This window comes from Saezia sanguinis (genome assembly GCF_963921665.1).
Classification (GTDB): Bacteria; Pseudomonadota; Gammaproteobacteria; order Burkholderiales; family Burkholderiaceae_C; genus Saezia; species Saezia sanguinis.
This window is the reverse complement of sequence record NZ_CAWUGC010000012.1, coordinates 137,397-157,979: the sequence shown is the minus strand read 5'-3', so window position 1 is coordinate 157,979 and position 20,583 is coordinate 137,397. Positions and strand designations below refer to the sequence as shown.

The window sequence follows — 20,583 nt, the reverse complement described above, 5'->3', positions numbered from 1 at the left end:
CCATTTTACAGCTTACGGCAATTTACCCTTGGCGCTGGCCGCAGACCCATCCCTTTCTGCTGCTTGCAGCGCAGTCAGAATTTACGGCAGATACATCATGTGCCTTTAAAATAGCCGTTTAACGCTTCACTCAGGCTGCCCCCTTGAAAGCGCAAAAGCCACAACCACATCAACCATGACACACACATACGAAAAACCCTTCCGCTGGAACATTTCACGCCAGGAACAGTTAGGAAAGCTGTTGTCTCAGGATACAGCGCCCGCTTGTGTGCCAATGCATGAAGAGATGCTGCCGACCTGTGCCAAAATCATCGCCTATGCGGGTGACAGCCATCTGGTATTTGTTGGGCGCTCACCGGAAAACTTTTTCGATTATTTAAGCGGCCTGCTGCTGAAAACAAGCTGGTCAGATCGGCTGACACTGCTGCACTTTTCCATGCGCTATCAGGCTGAAGCAGACATTCAGAAAGAATACCCTCAGGCCATTCCTGCCATGCGCGCATACCTGCACAGTCTGGGACTCTCCCCGCAAGAGATTGCCACACAAGACTATCCTGTGGCATTTGTCGATTTGGTTGATTCCGGCGACACGTTTTCACGCCTGATCATGCTGCTGCATCGCTGGTGCAAAGAAATCCGCTTTGACTGGAATGCCGTGCAGCGGCGTATACGCCTTGTCGGCATCACTTTACGCACGCACAACAGCCCTAACACCTGGCGCTGGCAGCAGCATGCTGAATGGGCCAGTCTGCTGGAAACGGATGCCGTCAAAAACATCTCCATTGACCGGCATTTCTGGTCAGAACTGGGAGGCACCCAGCACAAACTGACCCCTTCTTACCGCCCGGCGCACTGGGGACAGGAGGAACTGGCCCACCCGACACACAGCGACGAACACATTGCCGCACTGCGTTACGCTTATGCCCTGTTTATGCGCGGCCAGTCACGTGAAGACCGTAACCACCTCATCACGCTGCTCGGCCAGCAACCTGCGGTCAAAGAGCCATGGTTACGTCATCTGATGCAGGAACTGCGTCTTTAACATGCGTTGATTCACTTTTTTCTGTTTCGAGCAACTGGATCTCAGCCAGCAACGATGTACGCGAATTGCACGAATCCGAAAGCGCCTCATCATCGACACAAAAATTAGGAACAACCACAACCATCGAAACTGACAAAACAACGCACTCAGGCAAGCTCTGCCAAAGTATCCTTAAATGCAACAAGCGTTTTTTCAACCATTTCAGGCGTTAACGCCGTGCTGATGAACATTGCCTCAAACTGCGACGGCGCCAGATAAATTCCACGTTGCAACATGCCTCTGAAATAAGCCGCAAAACGCAGGGTATCGGCAGACACGGCACCTGCATACGATGTGACCGGCTGTTCGGTAAAAAATACACAACACAATGAGCCGATCTGATTCACCTGCGCGGCCACACCCGCATTGGACGCGATCCGGCGCATTTCCTGCGCCAGATAGGCAGTTGTTTTTTCGATTGCAGGGTAAATGCTTTCCGCCCCGGCACGAAGCAATTTCAACTGGCACAGCCCGGCCGCCATCGCAACCGGGTTGCCGGAAAGTGTGCCGGCCTGATACACCTTGCCGCTGGGCGCCACCTGCGCCATGAGATCGCGCCGGCCGCCATAGGCGCCCACCGGCAAACCACCGCCAATGATTTTGCCGTATGTCACCAGATCGGCCATGACCCCAAAGTATGCCTGTGCCCCGCCTGGTGCCAGCCGGAAGCCGGTAATCACCTCATCAAAAATGAGCAACGCACCATAGCGGTCACATAAAGAACGCAAGCCCTGCAAAAAACCGGCCTGCGGCAGCACCACCCCCATGTTGGCAGCCACCGGCTCCACTATCAGCGCAGCAACATCGCCAGGATATTGCGCAAAAATCTTCTCAACGCTGGCCAGATCGTTGTACTGAGCGGTCAGCGTGTCAGCCACGGCCGCCACCGGTACGCCGGCACTGCTGGGCTGGCCGCTGGTCAAAGCACCAGACCCCGCCTTCACCAGCATGCTGTCGCTATGCCCGTGGTAACAGCCTTCAAATTTAATGACTTTATTGCGGCCAGTCACGCCTCTGGCAAGCCGCAGTGCACTCATGACCGCTTCGGTACCCGAGTTGACCATGCGCACCATCTCCATGCCGGTCATCTCCACCACCGTCTGCGCCACTTCCACTTCCAGCGCATTGGGGGCGCCAAAACTCAACCCGTTCTGCGCGGCTTGTGCAACCGCCTCAACAACCTGAGGCACCGCATGCCCCAGAATCATCGGCCCCCATGAGCAGACATAATCAAGATAGCTGTTCCCGTCCACATCTTCAATGATGGCGCCATTCGCTTTCCGAATGAACAGCGGCTCCATCCCAACAGAGCCAAATGCCCGCACCGGACTGTTAACACCGCCTGGAATCAACTGCTTGGCCTGCGCATATAAACGCTGTGACTGTGTCGTTTGCATCATCAGCCAATATCTCCTTTTTGCATGGCCTGTGCCAGCTCCAATGCATGGTAAGTGATCAGGATATCCGCTCCGGCCCGGAAAATGCTGACAGCGCTCTCGCACATCACCTGGTATTCATCAATGAGTTTTGCCGCTGCTGCGGCCTTGATCATCGCGTATTCACCGCTCACGCTGTAGGCAGCCACCGGCAGCAGGGTGTGTGCGGCAACTTCCTTGATGATGTCCAGATAGGCAAGCGCGGGTTTCACCATCAGAATATCGGCACCTTCCTGCGTGTCCAGCAGTGCCTCCTGCAGCGCTTCTTTGTGATTGTGCATATCCATCTGGTAGCCCCTGCGGTCGCCACAGGCCGGCGCAGAATCAGCCGCCTCCCGAAACGGCCCGTAAAAGGCTGATGCATATTTGGCAGCATAGCTCATGATGGGCGTTGTGCTAAAGCCCTGCTGGTCCAGCCCCTGCCGGATAGCTGCAACACGCCCATCCATCATGTCGGAAGGGGCCACCACATCAGCGCCTGCCCGCGCATGCGATACGGCGGTACGTACCAACAGGGGCAGCGTTTCATCGTTATCCACCGTTTCCCCATGCAGTACACCACAGTGTCCATGCGACGTGTATTCACACAGACACACATCGGTCACAATCATCACATCAGGAAAGTGCGCCCGCAGCTCCCGAATGGCGCGCTGCACAATGCCATCATCCACCCAGGCACCCGTGCCCTGCTCGTCCTTGTCCTGCGGCAAACCAAACAGCAGCACACGCCCGACACCGGCATCCAGCGCCGTCTGTACTGCCTCGCCCAAACGATCCACACTGTAATGGTACTGCCCCGGCATGGAAGGTATTTCCGTTTTAATCCCTTGCCCTTCTTTCACAAACAAAGGCCAGATCAGGCTGTCCGGACTGAGCCGGGTTTCCCGCACCATCCGGCGCATCGCCGGTGTGCTGCGCAACCGCCTGGGGCGTTTCAGTAAACCATCATTCATTCATGATTCCTTCAGCATCAATCATCATGCCTGGTTTTCCGTCACCGTCAGAAAGCCAGAACACATCCAACACATATGGAACGTCTTATGAAGAAGCCCGCAACCGCTCGCGATACACATACCACTGCTGAAAACGGGCCAGATATTCTTCATGAATACTGCGGATCGCAGATATCTTTTGCTTGTCCTGCGCATCAACCACAGCTTTGGGCAAGGTATCCACATTCCAGTACCGGGCAACCCCAGGCAGATTCACGGCTTCGGGTTCAATATCGCGCGGTACCGCCAGATCCACCAGATAACGCGGCCTCCTTTGGCAGGCCGCCAGCTTTTCAGCTTCCACCACATAGTGCGGGCTGCTGGTTGCGCTGACCAGAATGTCGCAATCATTGACAGCGCTGTAAAGTTCTTCAAACGGAATCATCCGGCAACCCTGCAAAACATGGGCCTGCGCCTGCCTGTGAAAACGAAACGTCGCGGTGACCTGACACCCCTGCTTCAACAGCATATCGGCCACGGTCCGGCCAACCTCGCCATTGCCAATCACAATGGCCTGCTTTCCTGAGAGCGTGCCGGCATGGCCTGCCAATGCCTGCACAGCGCATTGGGCTACAGAAACATCCACCGGGTTCAGCGCGACCAGCGTACGTGTTCTTTTCCCTGCGCTGATGGCATTGCGAAACACCGTTTCCAAAACGGCGTCCATGCCGCCGGCTTCGCGTGCAACCACCACAGCCGCCTTGACCTGCCCCAGGATCTGATTTTCACCTCTGACCTGTGACTGCAACCCGCTGGCCAGTTGCATCAGATACATGAGCACATCATGCCCCTGGCAACTGGTGAAATAAGGGCGGTATGCATCCACCGGCAAATCCACCAGACTGCACAGCATGGCCGCAGCATCCGGCGAAAAGTCGTCCCCGCAGGACAGATACAACTCGGTGCGGTTACAGGTTGAAAGCAACAGACACCCCTGCACACCTGCTTGTCGGGCTATCTGCTGAACATGTTTTTGAACAGCCTCATCTGAAAAAGAAAACCTCTCCCTGACAGAAAGGCTGGCTGTTTTGTAATCGACTCCTGCCATGAAAATATTCAAGACATCGTCCTCCAATTTGACGGAACGTTTCTCGTGGGTACTTCAGCTTTGGACAGCCCATTGTCTCCATGTCTTTTATATTTTTTTGACTGCGTGCATGCAGGTATGCTGTCTGGTTCCCGATTCTATACTTGTGCCATTACCACTGCAACCGCGGTTTTATTGACTCCTGCTGCCCCCGCGGCCCGCCCGCAACATTAAATTGCAGCAGCGCCCCCTCTAAGCATTTATCCATGCTTTAAGCATCGGTATAAAGCCAGCATAAAAAATAAAAGGCAGCCATGTGGCTGCCTTTTGGAACATCAGCTCTACTGGTTATCAAGCTGAGGCCTGACAGCTTTCAGGCCGGCAGCCGATATGCGGTAAGGATGACCATCTTGAGAACGAATTAACCGCTTGGTTCTGAGTTTTTTAAAAACCGCCAGTGTGCAGTCGGTCAGTATCATGCCCTCACGGGTATAGCATTCGACTTCTGTCACCCGACCGGAATCATCACGGAAATGGACAATACGACCGCCTTTGGCCAAAGCATGTAAGGTACGTTGTTCCAGTTTGGATACGTTCATATTGGAAACCTGCTGTAGTAATCGTGTATGCAAACAAGGCGTAACGCCACCAGGCGCCTCGCCACTGATTCATATGCATTCGATAACCGGAAAACTCTGTTGCCGAGTTTCGGTTATCTGATTACTACATGCTCCAACATCCAAACCTTTCAGATGAATAATAAAGAAACTGCATGGCGCAGATCTCTGCCGGGAATTTTATCACGTCTACAGATAATTCCAAGCAGTTTCATCCATTCGCCATGTCTTTTTATGTTAGATGGGAAACGGCACCGAACCTCCTGTGCCCTCTTTCCCTCTTTAATTCTTCTGCCGCAACCGTTCCAGCTCCTCACGGGTGGCCTCTGCAATACCCTCCCGCATGATCTTCAGCAGATCATCCTGAATGTGCGAAATCAGATGCTCGGCAAATGTATCCAGCAACGGAAAAATCCGCTCCTGAATGTGCTGCTCAATGCTCTGCTCAATACGCGCCTTGGCTTTGGCAGAAATGCGCTCGGACAGCGCGACCAGCATCAGATCGCTCGGGCGCAAAGAGTCCGGCGCCGCGGCTGGATTGCGTGACAAGGGCGAAAACACATTCTGTGCCTGCGGCACCGCCATCAGCGCCTCGTCATCCAACATGGGTTCCGGCCGCGTCTGAGCGCTTGGCGCTGCGGGCTGCGGAGAGGCCGGAGACACAGCCGATGCTGCATCGGGAAAAACATTGACCACCCCGGGGCCGGTCTTGCGGGGGCTTCCCCCGGGGCTCCAGAAACTGCTCAGAGGCTCTTTGCGCTCTTCTTTTGCCATCGCCGGAGCGGGCGCAGATTGACTGCTCTCCAGCCCGGGCTCACGATCTTCTTCCTTCTGCAAAGTCAGATCCATCTGTTTGGGAGAAGAAATCACTTCCGTCAGTGTCGGGATGAACTTGCCTGCTTTTCTATCTGGTTCCGCACTCATGCATTAACCTCATACGTCTGAATAGGATAACCTCTGGAACTGTAATGCCGCCAGCGCTGGCGGGCCGGTGTACGGTCAGACATATCGGTACCAACCAGTTCAATCAGCCGCAGATAACGTTCAAAACCATCGGGCATGCCAAACCCCAGATTCACCAGCACATCAGCGTGAGGCGACTGACGCGCATCAGGAGTCAATACAATGGTCGTACGCTCCAGCATCGCCGGGGCGGCTGAAGCACTGCAGTGGGGCAAAAACTCAAGCTGGTCAAATGTCCATAAAGTGTCATCCAGCAACGTCAGCAAATGCTCATCGCCTGTGACAGTGATTTTGGCACCCTGCTTGGTCGCCTTGCGCAGCAAGCGGCACGCATAGGCTACTTTGTCCAGCACATTAAAATGAAACGCCACATTTGTCATATCAGACGGTATCCCTGCACCATACGCTCAAAACCAGCACATTACATCCCTTATCATACAGGCACATACACCCGTGTGTCACGCACCGGATTCGTGCATTTTTCATGTAAATGCCTGTAAAAACCAACCAAAAGAGACTTTATACACGCCCAGATGTTTTGCCGGATCTGGATTTGGCCCGCTTGGCACGCGGTTTCACTTCCGGCTGCACGGCTTGTGCACTGCGGTTCAGCAGGAAATGGATTAACAACGGCACCGGTCGTCCCGTTGCTCCCTTCTGAGCACCACTCTTCCAGGATGTTCCTGCAATATCCAGATGGGCCCAGTCATAAGCCGCAGCAAAGCGCTTGAGGAACATGGCCGCTGTAATGGCACCCCCATCGCGCCCCCCCACATTGGCCACATCGGCAAAGTTGCTTTTCAGGGCGTCGGCATAGTCATCATCCATCGGCAGCGGCCAGCACGGGTCTCCTGCCTGTACACCTGCGCTGTACAGTTCATTTTGCAGGTGTTCATTGTTGCTGAACAAACCGCTGTTGACTTTCCCCAGCGCAACCACGCAAGCACCGGTGAGCGTGGCAATGTCGACAACCGCCTGAGGCTGCAAACGCTCTGCAAAAGTCAAAGCGTCACACAAAATCAAACGGCCTTCGGCATCGGTATTCAGGATTTCAATGGTCTGGCCCGACATGCTGGTCACCACATCGCCGGGCTTCACCGCCTTGCCATCGGGCAGATTTTCACAACTGGCAATCAGCCCGACCACGTTCAGTTTAGGTTTAAGCTGCGCCAAGGCTGCAAATACACCCAATACGCTGGCAGCGCCGCACATGTCAAACTTCATTTCGTCCATGCCGGCAGCAGGCTTCAATGAAATACCGCCTGCATCAAACGTAATGCCCTTGCCTACTAGCACAACCGGCGCTGCACTGGCGGCTGCGCCCTGGTACTTCATCACAATGAAACGCAGCGGCTGTGCGGAGCCCTGGGCTACTGCCATCAAAGCACCCATGCCCAGCTTCTCAACCTCTTTAGGCCCCATAACCTGGGTTGAAATCTTCGCAGAGGATTTAGCCAGCTTCTGGGCGGCCTGTGCCAGCATTGTGGGTGTGGCGTGGTTAGCCGGGCGGTTGCCCCACTCTTTAGCCCAGAACACCCCTTCTGCCATGGAGGCCCCCTGGGACACGCCCTGTTTTAACACAGCCAGATCCGCACCAACGAACTGCAGGCTGGTCAATGCGCGTTTCTTTTCTTTCACACTTTTTGTCAAACGGTACTCATAGGCCGCGTCTGCTGCGGCAAGCACCATTCTTTCCACCATCTGCGCGTCCACGCTGTTCACACACTCCAGGCACAGAACCGCTTTTGCCACACCACGCTTTTTCAGCTCCTGCACCGCTGAGGCTATGGCCTTACCCATTTCTTTAGGACTGGCCCCTCCGGCACCTACCAGCAACAGCCTGGGGGCCTTGAGTTCCGGCAGCCGACGTAACAGGAGACAATATCCGGCGCTTGTCTTAAAATCACCATCTTGGAGTGCTGCTTCCATGTGGGCATAAACATCAACCGAAATGCTTTTAAGGGCATATTGCCTTTGCGCATTGTCTGGAATGGGGATAATAAGGGCTTCTGTATTTATCTGGTTCACTTGTTGAACCGAACCGACTGAAAAGTCTAAATTCATCATAAATTTGCTTTCTATACAAACATCAACGGATGCTATTTAATTCCTCAATCCGCAAAGAGCTCGCCAGAACCTATGCCGCTACTTTAGTCGTGCTGCTGACCATTGTGATTACGGTCATGCTTATCCGCACACTCTCCATGGCTTCCAAAGGCTCAGTATCCCCTCAGGACGTGATGATTGTCCTGGGTTATGTGATGCTCGGATACATGCCTTTCCTGCTCTCCTTGGCCTTGTTTATCACTATTGTATTCGTCCTGTCGCGAATGTACCGCGACAGTGAAATGATTATCTGGCAAAGCGCAGGGGCAGGACTGCCACGCCTGATCAAACCCATCATGCTGTTCAGCTGGCCGATTGTGGCGGGCATTGTTGTTTTGATGCTGTTTGTCTGGCCATGGACCAATTCGCAAATCACCAATATCGGCCTGCAGTTTCAGCAACGCAGTGAAATCAGCCGCATTCAACCGGGCCAGTTCCAGCTTTCAACCAGCGGCAAACATGTTGTTTTCATTGAACAGCAAAGCAAAGCGCAAAACGAAGTTGAATACCCACAGGGCAAAAACGTCTTTTTATATACCAACGACATCGAAAACAACAAACGCTCAATCACCACGGCTCAGACTGCGCATGTGGAAACCCGTGACAGCGACCGGTTTCTGGTGCTCACAAACGGGCAGCAACTGGAGTTCAACAACACCACCCAGATGCGCACACTGCTGACATTTGACACCTATGCCGCGCTCATCACCGATGGCAAAGCCATCACCAACCCGAATCAAAAAGCCAAAGAGCTCTCGACTGAAACCCTGTTGATGGACCCAACAGCGCCCAACATGGGTGAGCTCTCGTGGCGCCTGGGCCTGATTCTGGGCACGATCAATCTGATTTTGATCGCCATTCCGCTGGGACACGCTAACCCGCGTACCGGGCGCAACACCAACCTGCTATATGCCCTGCTGACATTTGTCATTTACTTCAACCTGATCAATCTGGGGCAAAGCTGGATCAGCAGCGGCAGATACTCCCTGCTGCCTGTCATGCTGGTTATCCATGGAACCATGTTTGCCATTGCCCTGTTTTTTATGCTCAAGCGGCAGAACGGCTGGGTACTCTTTCCCTGGTTGAGCGTACGCCGTGCGCGGCAAAAATCCGGCAAAAGCACTTCCGCAGCGCAAAAGGATAAAGACGCTGCATCAGCAGCGCCCAAAGCCAAAAAACGGTTAGGCGGCTGGGGGCCGCTGTATACAGTGCGGCGCCTGTTTTATGCAGAAATCGCTTCTGCCATCATACTGGTTGCACTGGGTTTTCTGGCACTCTTTTTCTTTTTTGACTTCATTGAGGACATGGGCGACATGGGACGCAAAGGCTACCAGTTCCACCATGTGGTCGTGCGCAGCCTTTTTCTGGTTCCTGGGCATTTATACGAGCTGATGCCTATTGTGGTTCTCATTGGTACCATTTTTGTGCTTTCACGCATGGCGCAAAGCTCAGAATTTACCATCCTGCGAACCAGCGGCCTGTCCCCCAGCAGAGCCCTGAAACTGCTGGCTGGCGTCGGGCTGGCTGGTGCCATACTGACCTTTTTGCTGGGAGACGTGATCAATCCGGCGGTGAACCGGCTGTCCAATCAGTTCATGGAAAAGTTCTACCTGTCTCAAGGGCACTTTGAAAGCACAATCAAAACCTTGCGGGCAGCCTGGCTGAAAGACCGTGACGACCAGTATTCGTATGCGGTCAGCGTTTTCCAGACCTCGGATAATGCGCTGGTTAATATCAACCTGTATGCCTTTAACGGCGACAATCAACTGGTTACCTGGACCAGCGCCCCAACAGGAACGATCAACGACAATGGCACCTGGACTTTAGAAAACGCCACCCGTTCAACGCTGGTTGACCCGGGAACACCTGAAGCCCATATTGAAGACCTGCAAGAGCAAAACATCGTCTGGAAAAACAACCTGGCATCCGAGGTGGTGTCCATTGCCACACAAAAAGATAATGGCATGTCGATATGGGCACTCTACCGCTACATTGGCCATCTGACGGACAATGCGCAGGATGCGAACTCTTTTTCCTTTTTGCTGTGGCAAAAAATACTGTATCCGTTCTCGTGCCTGGTCATGGTCATGCTGGCATTGCCGTTTGCCTACCTGCATTTCAGATCAGGTGGCATCAGCACCAAAGTCTTTGGCGGCATCATGATCGGTATCAGCTTTGTGGTCATTAACAGCATGTTCGGCCACCTGGGACAACTGAACCATTGGCCCCCCTTCATCTCTGCCGGTGCGCCCAGTTTGATATACCTGATTGCATCTCTGGCAACGTTTACCTGGCTGGTGCGTAACCGTTAACCCTGGCGCTTCGTTTATTTTTGATGCAGGCAATGCAGATAAAAAGGTCTAATGAATGGCAAAAGGATCACAGAAAAAAATAAAGGCTTTCTGGTCAGAACTGATGAATACCCATCTGCCCGATTACGCGCCTTACACTGAAAAAAACGATTATCTGTTCAACACCGAAAAAGCCTGGTGGAAGCCCAAAGAACACATGGCGCTTTTTATCATTTTTTCGCCCAGTTCAAAATATACCGACCAGTTTTGTATTGAGCTGGGGTGGTCAAGAAAGAAACGCTTCCCAGAGTTGCCAGTGCGGCCGTTCATCTCTACCAGAGAAGATATTTCAAACCCAGGCAAATTCGAGGAAGCCACGTTACGATTGCACAGAATCAACCCAGAAACACATTTCAGCCAAGCGTCAGTGCATGATGAGGCCATAGACATCACTGATCCCAAAGCCCTCGATCAGATTTTGCATGAACCTGTGCCAGACTTTGCTCAATACAGCGATGACAATTACCAGGCTGTGCTCGAACAGCAAATGCAATTATTGTTAAAGTATGGCATCCCTTATCTGGATGGGTTGCAATAGCGGCTTCATGGTAATTTCATTGCAATAGGCCAGACCTCATAAAGCAGTAGGCCATATTCAATGTGTCACGTTGCCTGAAAGCAACCTTTTCTCTAACAAGTTGTCCACAATAGACACAATATTTTTCCATTGATGCATAATGAATCAAATTTTAATATTAAATTTGATATATGAACCTACATCAACTGCGTTTTGTGCAGGAAGCTGCACGGCGCAACCTCAACCTCACAGAAGCAGCCAAAGCCCTGCACACATCGCAGCCAGGGGTTTCCAAAGCCATCATCGAGCTTGAAGATGAACTGGGCATTGAAATTTTTGCCCGCCATGGCAAACGCCTCAAGCGCGTAACCGAACCTGGACAGCATGTGCTCGATAGCGTTGAAATCATCATGCGCGAGATCAACAACCTGCGCCGCATTGGAGAAGAATTTTCCAAACAGGACAGCGGCACCCTGTCGATTGCCACCACACATACACAGGCGCGTTATATCCTGCCCGGACCGGTCTCTGCCTTGCGTCAGGCGTATCCCAAGGTGCATATCAGCCTGCATCAAGGCTCTCCAGCACAGGTTGCGCAAATGCTCATTGATGAAGTAGCAGAAATCGGCATGGCCACAGAGTCGCTGGACACTTACGAAGAACTGATCACACTGCCCTGCTATGAATGGCAGCACTCTCTGGTGGTGCCCAAAGACCACCCGCTGGCAGAAAAGAGCCGGATTACCCTGGAAGACCTGGCCAGCTACCCACTGATCACCTATCACCCGTCCTATACAGGCCGCAGCCGTATCGACCATGCATTTGCACAGCGCAACCTGCAACCCCATATCGTGCTGGAAGCCATTGACTCTGACGTGATTCAAACCTATGTCAAACTCGGCATGGGCATTGGCATCATTGCCGAAATGGCCATCGACCAGGCAGGCTCAGAAGGTCTTGTCACGCGGCCTGTGGGAGACCTGTTTGGTTTCAATCTGGCACGGGTAGCCTTTAAACGGGGGGCCTACTTGCGCAGCTTCACCTACATTTTTGCTGAACTGCTTTCACCCCGCCTGCCGCGTGATCTGGTGATCAAGGCGCTGGAAGGCTCACCATCAGGAGACTACTGCCTTTGATCTGGCCTGATGCCTGGCAGAAAATTTGAGAGTGCAGTTAATCATTAAAGTACAACGATATGAGCATGCAACGCCTGTGTCCTCCCGCACCCTCATTGCCCGTCCATGAGGACCCTTTTCTGCTGCTTGATGATCCCTTTCTGCTGGCAGATACCGCCACAACACGTCATGTTGAAACCCAGGCACTGGCAGCAGTGCAGCCCGGCGAAACATCGCTGATGCAGCGCGCAGGGCATGCGCTGTACCGGCTGATCATGGCACGCTATCCCCATGCGCAAAACATCTGGGTGCTTGCAGGAGCAGGCAACAATGGTGGAGATGCGATAGTTGCCGCTGGCTGGCTGCACAAGGCCGGCAAGCAGGTGCACGTCACCTGGCTGGGCTCTCCTTCACAAATGAGTTCAGATACGGCTGAAGCTGTTGCCGCAGCGCAGCAGGCCGGGCTGACCTTGCACCCCCTGGGTTCAGAAGTAACACTGCCTGCCATTGAGCTCATTATTGATGGGCTGCTGGGCATAGGGCTCACACCGGATCGGCCCGTCAGCACGGAAATGGCACAGATCATTGATGCCATCAACCGGCTGCCTGCCCCGGTTGTGGCGGTTGACCTGCCTTCCGGGCTGATTGCAGACACCGGCGCCATTGCCGGCTGCTGCGTGCAGGCCGACACCACATTGACCTTCTTATGCGCCAAGCCCGGCCTGTTTACAGGCGAAGGACGCGCTTACAGTGGCAAAATCTGGCTGGACACACTTGACATGGCCCTCAGTGCTCCCTTTCCACCGACAGCCCGGCTCTGGACAGGTGTACTGCCCCACCCGCCACGCGCTCACAACACCCATAAAGGCAGCTTTGGCGATGTCGCTGTTGTCGGGGGAGCTGACAGCATGACCGGAGCCGCTATTCTCGCCGCCCGTGCAGCCATTGGCGCAGGCGCAGGCCGTGTCTATGTCTGCCTGCTCACACAATCACCCGCAGCCACCGCGCTGGATACCTTGCACCCCGAACTCATGTTTCGCGCCATCCAGCAACTGGATATCTCCAAATTAACAATTGCCTGTGGCTGTGGTGCCGGGCAGGAGGTTGCACACGTTCTGCCCGAGCTGCTTCGAAAATGTCCCCGCCTGTTGCTGGATGCCGATGCGCTCAATGCCATTGCGGCTGACGCTGCATTGCAGCAGTTACTCAAAGCCCGCGCACCAATGCAGATGACGACAGTCATCACCCCGCACCCGCTGGAAGCGGCCCGGTTGCTGAACATAACGGTAGACCAGGTACAAACCAGCCGCTTAAAAACAGCAAAAACACTTGCACAGCATTTTGACTGCATCTGTGTGCTCAAAGGTTCCGGCAGCATCATCGCGACATCCAGACAAATACCGCTGATCAATATCAGCGGCAATGCGGCACTGGCCACTGCCGGTACCGGCGATGTACTGGCCGGTTGGCTCACCGGACGGTGGAGCGCATTCCCTGATGAAGCACTCCAACACAACATAGCCTGCGGTGTATGGCAACATGGTGACGCTGCTGACCGCTGGCAACAGGCCGGACACACCGGGCCGCTGCCAGCCAGTCAGTTGATTGACTGGCTGCTCTGTGCTTAAGCCTATACCAACGCCAAAAAAACTTCAGTTGCTTTCCAGCAGTGCTAGCAACGCGGCCTCATCCAGCACAGCAACCCCCAGTTCCTGCGCTTTCGCCAGCTTGGAGCCGGCTTCAGCACCAGCCACCACATAACTGGTTTTTTTGCTGACAGAGCCACTGACCTTAGCTCCGGCTGCTTCCAGCTTTTCCTTGGCTTCTTCACGGCTGAGTGTAGGTAATGTCCCGGTCAGCACAAACGTCATACCGGCTAAAGGCTTTGGGCGGTCGGCTGCCGGGTCCTGGTCCTGCCAGTGAATCCCCGCAGCCCGCAACTGCCTGATCACCTCACGGTTATGCGACTGAGACAAAAATGTATGCAGGCTCTGCGCGACAACCGGCCCCACGTCCTCCACCTCCAGCAGTTGCTCCTGCGTTGCCGCCATGATCCGCTCCAACGAGCCAAAATGCTTGGCCAGGTCCTTTGCCGTACTTTCCCCCACATGGCGAATGCCCAGTGCAAACAAAAACCGTGGCAACGTGGTCTGCTTTGATTTTTCCAGCGCATCCAGAATATTCTGCGCGCTGCGCTGCCCCATGCGATCCAGCCCGGCCAATTGGTCCAGCGTCAGCGCATACAGATCCGGCAGTGTGTGCACCAAAGCCTGCGTTTCTCCAACATTCAGTTCATGCTGTTCACCGCCTGCCGTCAGTGCCGCCGTATCTTCATCCTCGGCACGGTCAGCTTCTTCGCTGGAGGAAATACCAATCAACTGGTCTACCAGTTTTTCACCCAGCCCGTCAATGTTCATCGCCTTGCGCTGGGCAAAATGCAGAATGGCCTGCTGCCGCTGCGCCGAACAGAACAGCCCGCCGGAACAGCGCCAGTCCACCTCGTCCTCTTCGCGCACAATCGCGCTCTCGCATACCGGGCAGCGTCCGCCCAGTTGCTGCACCAGGCTCCATGGCGTCATATCCATACCGGCAGGGCGGCGCGCCAGCACCACGCTCACCACCTCCGGAATCACATCCCCGGCACGGCGCACTACCACGGTATCTCCCACATGCACATCTTTGCGCTGCACTTCATCCTCGTTGTGCATGGTTGCGTTGGTCACCGTAACGCCCCCAACGAACACCGGCTCCAGCTTGGCAACAGGCGTCAGCTTGCCGGTACGGCCAACCTGCACATCAATCGCACGCACCACCGTCATCTGCTCCTGTGGCGGGTATTTGTGGGCAACCGCCCAGCGCGGCTCACGCGAAAGAAATCCCAGTTCCTGCTGTAACGCCAGTGAATTCACCTTGTAAACAACGCCATCAATATCAAATGGCAACTCACCACGCTGCTGCTCAATACGCTGATGAAATTCAATCAATCCTTCAGGCCCCTGCACCACCGTTCTGTGCGGGTCCACCGGTAAACCAAATGCCGCAAATGCTTTCAGCATACCGTCATGTGTGGACGGCTGATCTGCCCAGCCCGCAATCTCACCCCAGGCATAAGCAAAAAAACTCAGCGGGCGCTTAGCCACAATCTGCGGGTCAAGCTGGCGTACCGTGCCCGCCGCTGCATTGCGCGGATTCACGAACGTTTTAGCACCCTGCTGCCTTTGCATGTGATTAAGCTTTTCAAAAGCATCATGGCGCATATAGACTTCACCGCGCACTTCGAGCACTGCCGGCGCATTGCCCTGCAAACGCAGCGGAATCTGGCGAATGGTACGGATATTCTGCGTCACATCTTCGCCAATTTCCCCATCCCCACGGGTAGCCGCCTGCACCAGAACACCCTGTTCATAACGCAGGCTCATGGCCAAGCCATCGAACTTCAGTTCGGCCTCGTATTCAATTGCAGCGTCTGTCTCAGACAGCCCCAACTCCTTACGCACACGCCGGTCAAAGGCACGCGCGCCCTCAGCAGTGGTATCCGTTTCAGTATGAATTGAAAGCATCGGCACCTGATGCCGCACCGATGCGAAACCATCCAGCACTCTGCCAATAACCCTTTGCGTCGGGGAATCTGCTGTTCTCAGATCAGGGTGCGCCTGTTCCAGCGCTTCAAGCTCCTGAAACAAACGGTCATACTCTGCGTCCGGCACTGTCGGCTCGTCCAGCACATAGTACTGGTGCGCATACTGCTGCAACACCTCACGCAGCCATGCAGCACGTTGCTGCAATTTTTCATCTACCGGCATTCTTGCATTCCATCATTCAAACAGGTTGCATGATATCGGAAAAGACACATCCCTGAGACAAAGCATCCTACCAGCTCAAAGATACCATGGCACTTGCTTATATCTGGCAGATTGATTAGAATATACGCTTGATTTCTTCTGCTGGGGAGTGGTGCGAGAGGCCTAAGCCGCTGGATTCTGAATCCAGTTTTCGTCGGTTCGAATCCGACCTCCCCTGCCAGTAAAAACAACAAGTTACATCATCTATACACCCATCTGATTCTGCTCATATTAACACGGTGTAAATAAAACTCCCAAAAGACACGCATCTGCACAAAAAACTTGCCAAATTGTGTGAGTTGTCGTTTTTGGCAAGATTCCGCTTCTAGCACATCAAGTTGAGGTATCGAATAAGAAAGCAGCCCCTGGATTCACAAAATCAAGTTTCTTGGGTGCGCCATGCCGTTAAATTTACTTATCATCAAAAGCAATCACAATGAAAAAACAAGAATGGGTGATGTTAGGCAAAACCATGGCGCTGGTCATGGTGGCTGTGGCGTGCATACTGGGGCTGAGCTTTTGGCTGATTCTGCATGCGGACATGAGCTTTGAGCAGACCTTGAATCTGATACTGGTCAGTTTGATCGCCTTGATGTTTCCTGTGCTGCAATACGCACAAGCGCGTTGGCAGTGGCACACCAAAGACGTTCCCCCCAATAAAGTCCCCGTATGGATGTCGCAGCAAACCGCGCACTTGCCAAAAATCGTCAAGCCGTGGTCGCAACGTTTGCTGGAAATGGGATTGCAAATAACAGCAATGCTATTGCTGCTGTGGTTGTTTGGCTCTTACGCTACCCAGCAATATCTGATAGATTGGGCCAACCATTACCAACTCCGTTCCGGTACGTATCTGGTGTGTGTGGCATTGATTGGCAGTTTACCGATAGCTTTACTGGCACTGCTGGTCTCGGCACTGTTGCATTACACAGCAAAGCGTTGGGATGTACAGGGCTTGCGTTACCAATTGTGGCGCAACTGGCTATGGGCGTATGTGTTGTCATTTGCAATATGTCTATACATTATTTTGCTGGCGGGACTCATGATAGAGCGATATTTGCAATAGCCTGCAGCCACAACAGAGAATATACCAACAGGAAAACCGCCCCTCAAAGCGGTTTTCCTTTCAGAACTGACTGTTTTTTACCAAACAGGCGTTACGCTCAACACTATCCGCCTCATAGCGCGTGACCATTGTGTTTAGACTCCTGGCAAGGACACGCGCTCAGCCAGATGGCTTTTCTAACTGCCGTCTGAAACGTAACACCTCTGCATATAACTTTTTTCTCCTTATCTATCACTTCATATTTAACGCCGTTAAGCTCAACTGTTAACCTGTTTCTGTCAAGGTAACTTTGCAGCTCATTTGCAATGCCCATAACGATCCTCTGCTATGTTATTTTTATATGCCTATCCTAAACAGTAAAGCAGGTTAGGTGAAATACAGCATGCCAATAGATAAACCACAATCTGGTATTACCACCTGAGAATGAAATAATGCATCACAATGATTAATTCTGGACGGTATTCCCGCTCCAGGCTCAAAGCGACTTTGACTGCCCAATAAAAAACCGCCTCAATGGCGGTTTATCTTTGAGTGGTTATCACGCTTTTTCATAGCAAAGCAGCGTTCTTGCCCTCATACAGGCTTTACGCTTTAGGTCATAGTTTTTGCTTCGCTTTCGATCCCTGACAAGGGCACACACACAGCCACATCGCCTTCCTGACGGCTGTATGCACCGTTGCTCCTGTACAAATGGCCTTTCCTTCCGGATCAAGCACGATCACCCTGGAACCATTCAAATCAACAGTCAGATTGTGTCTATCAAGATAGCTCAGCAAATTTTTGGCAAGTTTCATCATACGCCCCACGTACCTCTCTATACTATGCGGATGATGAACAATGAGGGACAAACGTCTTTGTAGCTGACTAGCATTCTGGTCTTACCAACTTCTGCCTCGAAAAATCTATCTCTTATACGCCACAGTACGCATCACCTTCAATTAATGGGGTAGACAAAAAAGAGGAACTGAGCACAACTTTATTGCCTTTATCTGCGACTGAGGACATTTTCAACATGCAAATGACCCAAAATGCCGCAATATGTAAATAAAAGAGGAGAAAGGCGGCAGTAACAGTTACCGGGTAATGACGCTGCCCAAAGCTGCCGGTTCACAATCGGAACCAATCCATTTTGCAATCCGGCCTATCCACACGATCGCACCACCATTTTTGAGGCGAAATGCTAATATCGCGCGGCAATACCCCGCCAACCCGAAAATGCTGCAAAGCGGACTTCTCAGGTTTTTACCGGCAAACTGCTCACAGCCTATCAGACCAGGAGACATTCAACATGCTTAGAAATGCAACAAAAAATAAAGAAAACGGCAATAAAGAGATTGCCAATGATGTGCTTTTAAAAACCATCCAGAAATTACAGGCCGAAATTAAATTGCTGGAGGCCAGAAATCTCAAGATTGTTTATTCCAACATTGAAGGAATAGCCCTTGGCAAAAATGTATCCATTTCCGAGGGGTGCAGCATTGAGAAAAATGTCAGAATCGGAGACTATACCTATATACGCCCGGGAACTTATATTCGCGCAAACTCAACGATTGGAAAATATTGCTCCATTGCATCATCTGTTCAGTTGGGGCCAATACCACATCCGACCACGTGGATGTCAACCCATCCGTTCCAATACACCATTGATGAAATCGAACCCAACGTTTCGGCAAGAAAAAAAATCTACAAATATAAAACCCGGTTAAGCTGCACCATCGGCAACGATGTCTGGATCGGTGCCAGAGCCATGATCAAACCCGGCGTTTCCATTGGAGATGGCGCCATCATAGGCGCACATGCCATCGTCACCAAAAATGTACCTGCCTATGCCATCGTCGGCGGGGTACCTGCCAAAGTGATCAAGCGCCGCTTTAATGATGATACGATCAGAGAGCTACTCTCTCTGAAATGGTGGGACCTGCCATTTGAAGTTTTATCCTCCGGTGAAATTGACTTTGACGACATACACAAGGCCATCACAAAAATCAAGGAGCTTAAATCCAGCCGCCAACCACTTTGAATGAAAACCGCCACAACAGGCGGTTTATTTTTAAACCCATCGGCTGATTCATACATCTACGGGCTCATCCGCCAAACCCCTGATCGCATCCTCAACCAATACATCCTAAAGACGCGCCGCACAAAAGTCACCATAACATGAATCTTTGCCCAGATGGACTAAAATAGCATCACCGTTTAAAGGAAAAGTTAGCCCAAAAGGAAACTCTATGAAAGATCCAATCTATTACATTTCAGCCGTCAAGTATGAGGCCGACAAGAAAAAGATCCTCTACGCAGTGATCCACTGTCTGGTCAATGCAAACATGACCGGCGTCTTGAAAGCCAACCACCTGATACGTCTTCCGCCCGGCATGATTGTTTCACGTGATGAGATTGTGAAGGCCATTTTGCATGGACAGGCCATCGCAACTATTTCCATGAACCTCTCGAATTTCTCTTTTGATGTCGAGAACTCCGTTTACCTCATTTCAACTGATGGCGCTGAGAATTATGTGAACATCTCTAACGAAGGCAGTCAGGACGATTTAGGAAATATCACTGAACTGTGATTTATAAGCTCCATTTCCCCCCGGAGCTTACTTCCCCCAATCCGCTGACCGAATGATCAACAGCACAGACAGCGGAGCAAAAACCGGCAGGCTTAACCGATCACAGTGGCAACCAGGTTACGCACCTGTGCATGGCGCCTGAACTCACAAAGATAAATACCCTGCCATGTCCCCATATTCAGACGGCCATGTGTAACAGGAATATTCAATGAAGCCCCCACCAGAATTGATTTGGCATGTGCGGGCATGTCGTCCGCACCTTCCAGCGTATGTGTATAGTAAGGTTCGTTTTCACGTACAAGATAATTAAAAATCTGCTGCAAATCAGCCCGTACAGCACGGTCTGCATTTTCGTTGATCGCCAGTGCGGCTGAAGTATGTTGAATAAATAAATTAAGCAAGCCGGCCTGCGGCAAAGATGGCAGATGCCGTAAAACTTCGCTGGTCACCAGATGGAACCCCTGGCCAGGGCTGTGAATGGCAAACTCTGTTTGATGAATCATTTTTACTCCTCACTGCAAACAGGATGTGATGCATCCGCTCATCTGCACTACATCACTCCCTGCCGCCAATATTCGCTGAAACACCATTGAAATATTAGCTGAGCTACAGCATAAAAGGCGTTTTTCTAATACCTCAGACCCGGGCTAGTCCCATCCTGCAAACCTGCCTCATCAGTATAAGGCATCAGTACTTTTGAATAGCCTTCAATTCAAAGCTTTGCTCTCTTATTCCAGTAACAGCAAAACCCGGCTGAAACAGCTACTGCACTATCTGTACGCACAAGCACCCGAAACAGTGTTGTAATTGAACGCATCCGGGCAGGATTTTGCCCGCCAAATTTCCCTTTCTGGCTTGGCTTAACCCTACTTTCATGATGTAATTACGTCTGAGACAACACCA

19 protein-coding genes are annotated in these 20,583 nt (G+C 52.4%); 9 read left to right on the top strand and 10 right to left on the bottom strand.

All coding sequences use genetic code 11. The features are described 5' to 3' along the window. Positions 1-175 precede the first annotated feature (175 nt). A complete protein-coding gene (locus tag AACY98_RS07505; RefSeq protein WP_339803551.1) occupies positions 176-1,042 on the top strand; it encodes a hypothetical protein in 867 nt (288 codons plus the stop codon). Positions 1,043-1,188: 146 nt separating this feature from the next. Here the strand turns inward: AACY98_RS07505 and hemL are convergent, their stop codons facing one another. From hemL to AACY98_RS07470, 7 genes are all read right to left on the bottom strand, one after another. Then, positions 1,189-2,481 (bottom strand): glutamate-1-semialdehyde 2,1-aminomutase, encoded by a 1,293-nt coding sequence (gene hemL / locus AACY98_RS07500; protein WP_339803548.1) that lies wholly within the window; start codon positions 2,479-2,481, stop codon positions 1,189-1,191. After that, positions 2,481-3,470: a porphobilinogen synthase gene (hemB, locus tag AACY98_RS07495; RefSeq protein ID WP_339803546.1), complete on the bottom strand. Its 990-nt coding sequence runs from the start codon at positions 3,468-3,470 to the stop codon at positions 2,481-2,483. Before hemB ends, hemL begins: the two co-directional genes overlap by 1 nt. 85 nt (positions 3,471-3,555) lie before the next feature. Beyond that, positions 3,556-4,557, bottom strand: a complete 1,002-nt coding sequence (gene hemA, locus AACY98_RS07490) for a glutamyl-tRNA reductase (RefSeq protein ID WP_339803543.1) — start codon at positions 4,555-4,557, stop codon at positions 3,556-3,558. A 320-nt stretch (positions 4,558-4,877) separates the two neighbouring features. Beyond that, complete coding sequence (locus tag AACY98_RS07485; protein ID WP_126977247.1) at positions 4,878-5,135, bottom strand: YjhX family toxin; 258 nt, start codon at positions 5,133-5,135, stop codon at positions 4,878-4,880. A 300-nt stretch (positions 5,136-5,435) separates the two neighbouring features. Then, positions 5,436-6,077 (bottom strand): hypothetical protein, encoded by a 642-nt coding sequence (locus AACY98_RS07480; protein WP_339803540.1) that lies wholly within the window; start codon positions 6,075-6,077, stop codon positions 5,436-5,438. Beyond that, positions 6,074-6,496, bottom strand: coding sequence for a DNA polymerase III subunit chi (locus tag AACY98_RS07475; protein ID WP_339803536.1), 423 nt, complete (start codon positions 6,494-6,496; stop codon positions 6,074-6,076). Before AACY98_RS07475 ends, AACY98_RS07480 begins: the two co-directional genes overlap by 4 nt. Positions 6,497-6,635: 139 nt before the next feature. Beyond that, the gene (locus AACY98_RS07470; RefSeq protein ID WP_423817552.1) at positions 6,636-8,180 is read right to left on the bottom strand and encodes a leucyl aminopeptidase; all 1,545 of its coding nucleotides are present in this window, start codon (positions 8,178-8,180) and stop codon (positions 6,636-6,638) included. Between the two features lie 32 nt (positions 8,181-8,212). Here AACY98_RS07470 and lptF point away from each other — a divergent pair, with 32 nt between their 5' ends. From lptF to AACY98_RS07450, 4 genes are all read left to right on the top strand, one after another. Next, on the top strand, positions 8,213-10,534 hold the full coding sequence (gene lptF, locus AACY98_RS07465; RefSeq protein ID WP_339803531.1) for an LPS export ABC transporter permease LptF: 2,322 nt from the start codon (positions 8,213-8,215) through the stop codon (positions 10,532-10,534). Positions 10,535-10,589: 55 nt separating this feature from the next. Beyond that, entirely contained in the window at positions 10,590-11,111 is a 522-nt protein-coding gene (locus AACY98_RS07460) for a hypothetical protein (protein WP_339803527.1), read from the top strand. Between the two features lie 170 nt (positions 11,112-11,281). Continuing rightward, positions 11,282-12,226, top strand: a complete 945-nt coding sequence (locus AACY98_RS07455; RefSeq protein ID WP_339803524.1) for a CysB family HTH-type transcriptional regulator — start codon at positions 11,282-11,284, stop codon at positions 12,224-12,226. A gap of 59 nt (positions 12,227-12,285) precedes the next feature. Next, positions 12,286-13,833 carry an NAD(P)H-hydrate dehydratase gene (locus tag AACY98_RS07450; RefSeq protein WP_339803521.1) on the top strand — a complete coding sequence of 516 codons (1,548 nt, stop codon included), beginning with the start codon at positions 12,286-12,288 and terminating at the stop codon, positions 13,831-13,833. A 24-nt stretch (positions 13,834-13,857) separates the two neighbouring features. On the opposite strand, the gene ligA is transcribed toward AACY98_RS07450, so the two are convergent. Continuing rightward, positions 13,858-16,008, bottom strand: a complete 2,151-nt coding sequence (gene ligA, locus AACY98_RS07445; RefSeq protein WP_339803518.1) for an NAD-dependent DNA ligase LigA — start codon at positions 16,006-16,008, stop codon at positions 13,858-13,860. Positions 16,009-16,483: 475 nt separating this feature from the next. On the opposite strand from ligA, the gene AACY98_RS07440 reads away from it, so the two are divergent. Further along, positions 16,484-17,110 carry a hypothetical protein gene (locus AACY98_RS07440; protein ID WP_339803515.1) on the top strand — a complete coding sequence of 209 codons (627 nt, stop codon included), beginning with the start codon at positions 16,484-16,486 and terminating at the stop codon, positions 17,108-17,110. Positions 17,111-17,706: 596 nt separating this feature from the next. Here the strand turns inward: AACY98_RS07440 and AACY98_RS07435 are convergent. Next, positions 17,707-17,907: a hypothetical protein gene (locus AACY98_RS07435; RefSeq protein ID WP_126977231.1), complete on the bottom strand. Its 201-nt coding sequence runs from the start codon at positions 17,905-17,907 to the stop codon at positions 17,707-17,709. A 399-nt stretch (positions 17,908-18,306) separates the two neighbouring features. On the opposite strand from AACY98_RS07435, the gene AACY98_RS15035 reads away from it, so the two are divergent. From AACY98_RS15035 to AACY98_RS07425, 3 genes are all read left to right on the top strand, one after another. After that, positions 18,307-18,465 carry a FaeA/PapI family transcriptional regulator gene (locus AACY98_RS15035; protein ID WP_369126754.1) on the top strand — a complete coding sequence of 53 codons (159 nt, stop codon included), beginning with the start codon at positions 18,307-18,309 and terminating at the stop codon, positions 18,463-18,465. Continuing rightward, complete coding sequence (locus tag AACY98_RS07430) at positions 18,399-19,130, top strand: CatB-related O-acetyltransferase (protein ID WP_339803513.1); 732 nt, start codon at positions 18,399-18,401, stop codon at positions 19,128-19,130. Before AACY98_RS15035 ends, AACY98_RS07430 begins: the two co-directional genes overlap by 67 nt. 208 nt (positions 19,131-19,338) lie before the next feature. After that, positions 19,339-19,680 carry a hypothetical protein gene (locus AACY98_RS07425; protein WP_339803510.1) on the top strand — a complete coding sequence of 114 codons (342 nt, stop codon included), beginning with the start codon at positions 19,339-19,341 and terminating at the stop codon, positions 19,678-19,680. A gap of 92 nt (positions 19,681-19,772) precedes the next feature. Here AACY98_RS07425 and AACY98_RS07420 read toward each other — a convergent pair whose 3' ends face one another. Beyond that, complete coding sequence (locus AACY98_RS07420; RefSeq protein ID WP_339803507.1) at positions 19,773-20,183, bottom strand: secondary thiamine-phosphate synthase enzyme YjbQ; 411 nt, start codon at positions 20,181-20,183, stop codon at positions 19,773-19,775. Positions 20,184-20,583: the final 400 nt, after the last annotated feature.

Excerpts from the sequence above, each read along its gene's own strand:
- ligA (WP_339803518.1), bottom strand. The coding sequence starts at position 16,008 with ATGCCGGTAGATGAAAAATTGCAGCAACGTGCTGCATGGCTGCGTGAG.
- AACY98_RS07430 (WP_339803513.1), top strand. The coding sequence starts at position 18,399 with ATGCTTAGAAATGCAACAAAAAATAAAGAAAACGGCAATAAAGAGATT.
- AACY98_RS07460 (WP_339803527.1), top strand. The coding sequence starts at position 10,590 with ATGGCAAAAGGATCACAGAAAAAAATAAAGGCTTTCTGGTCAGAACTG.
- hemA (WP_339803543.1), bottom strand. The coding sequence starts at position 4,557 with ATGGCAGGAGTCGATTACAAAACAGCCAGCCTTTCTGTCAGGGAGAGG.
- AACY98_RS07505 (WP_339803551.1), top strand. The coding sequence starts at position 176 with ATGACACACACATACGAAAAACCCTTCCGCTGGAACATTTCACGCCAG.
- AACY98_RS07435 (WP_126977231.1), bottom strand. The coding sequence starts at position 17,907 with ATGATGAAACTTGCCAAAAATTTGCTGAGCTATCTTGATAGACACAAT.
- AACY98_RS07420 (WP_339803507.1), bottom strand. The coding sequence starts at position 20,183 with ATGATTCATCAAACAGAGTTTGCCATTCACAGCCCTGGCCAGGGGTTC.
- hemB (WP_339803546.1), bottom strand. The coding sequence starts at position 3,470 with ATGAATGATGGTTTACTGAAACGCCCCAGGCGGTTGCGCAGCACACCG.
- lptF (WP_339803531.1), top strand. The coding sequence starts at position 8,213 with ATGCTATTTAATTCCTCAATCCGCAAAGAGCTCGCCAGAACCTATGCC.
- AACY98_RS07470 (WP_423817552.1), bottom strand. The coding sequence starts at position 8,180 with ATGAATTTAGACTTTTCAGTCGGTTCGGTTCAACAAGTGAACCAGATA.
- AACY98_RS07480 (WP_339803540.1), bottom strand. The coding sequence starts at position 6,077 with ATGAGTGCGGAACCAGATAGAAAAGCAGGCAAGTTCATCCCGACACTG.
- AACY98_RS07455 (WP_339803524.1), top strand. The coding sequence starts at position 11,282 with ATGAACCTACATCAACTGCGTTTTGTGCAGGAAGCTGCACGGCGCAAC.
- AACY98_RS07425 (WP_339803510.1), top strand. The coding sequence starts at position 19,339 with ATGAAAGATCCAATCTATTACATTTCAGCCGTCAAGTATGAGGCCGAC.
- AACY98_RS07450 (WP_339803521.1), top strand. The coding sequence starts at position 12,286 with ATGAGCATGCAACGCCTGTGTCCTCCCGCACCCTCATTGCCCGTCCAT.
- hemL (WP_339803548.1), bottom strand. The coding sequence starts at position 2,481 with ATGATGCAAACGACACAGTCACAGCGTTTATATGCGCAGGCCAAGCAG.
- AACY98_RS07475 (WP_339803536.1), bottom strand. The coding sequence starts at position 6,496 with ATGACAAATGTGGCGTTTCATTTTAATGTGCTGGACAAAGTAGCCTAT.
- AACY98_RS07485 (WP_126977247.1), bottom strand. The coding sequence starts at position 5,135 with ATGAACGTATCCAAACTGGAACAACGTACCTTACATGCTTTGGCCAAA.
- AACY98_RS07440 (WP_339803515.1), top strand. The coding sequence starts at position 16,484 with ATGAAAAAACAAGAATGGGTGATGTTAGGCAAAACCATGGCGCTGGTC.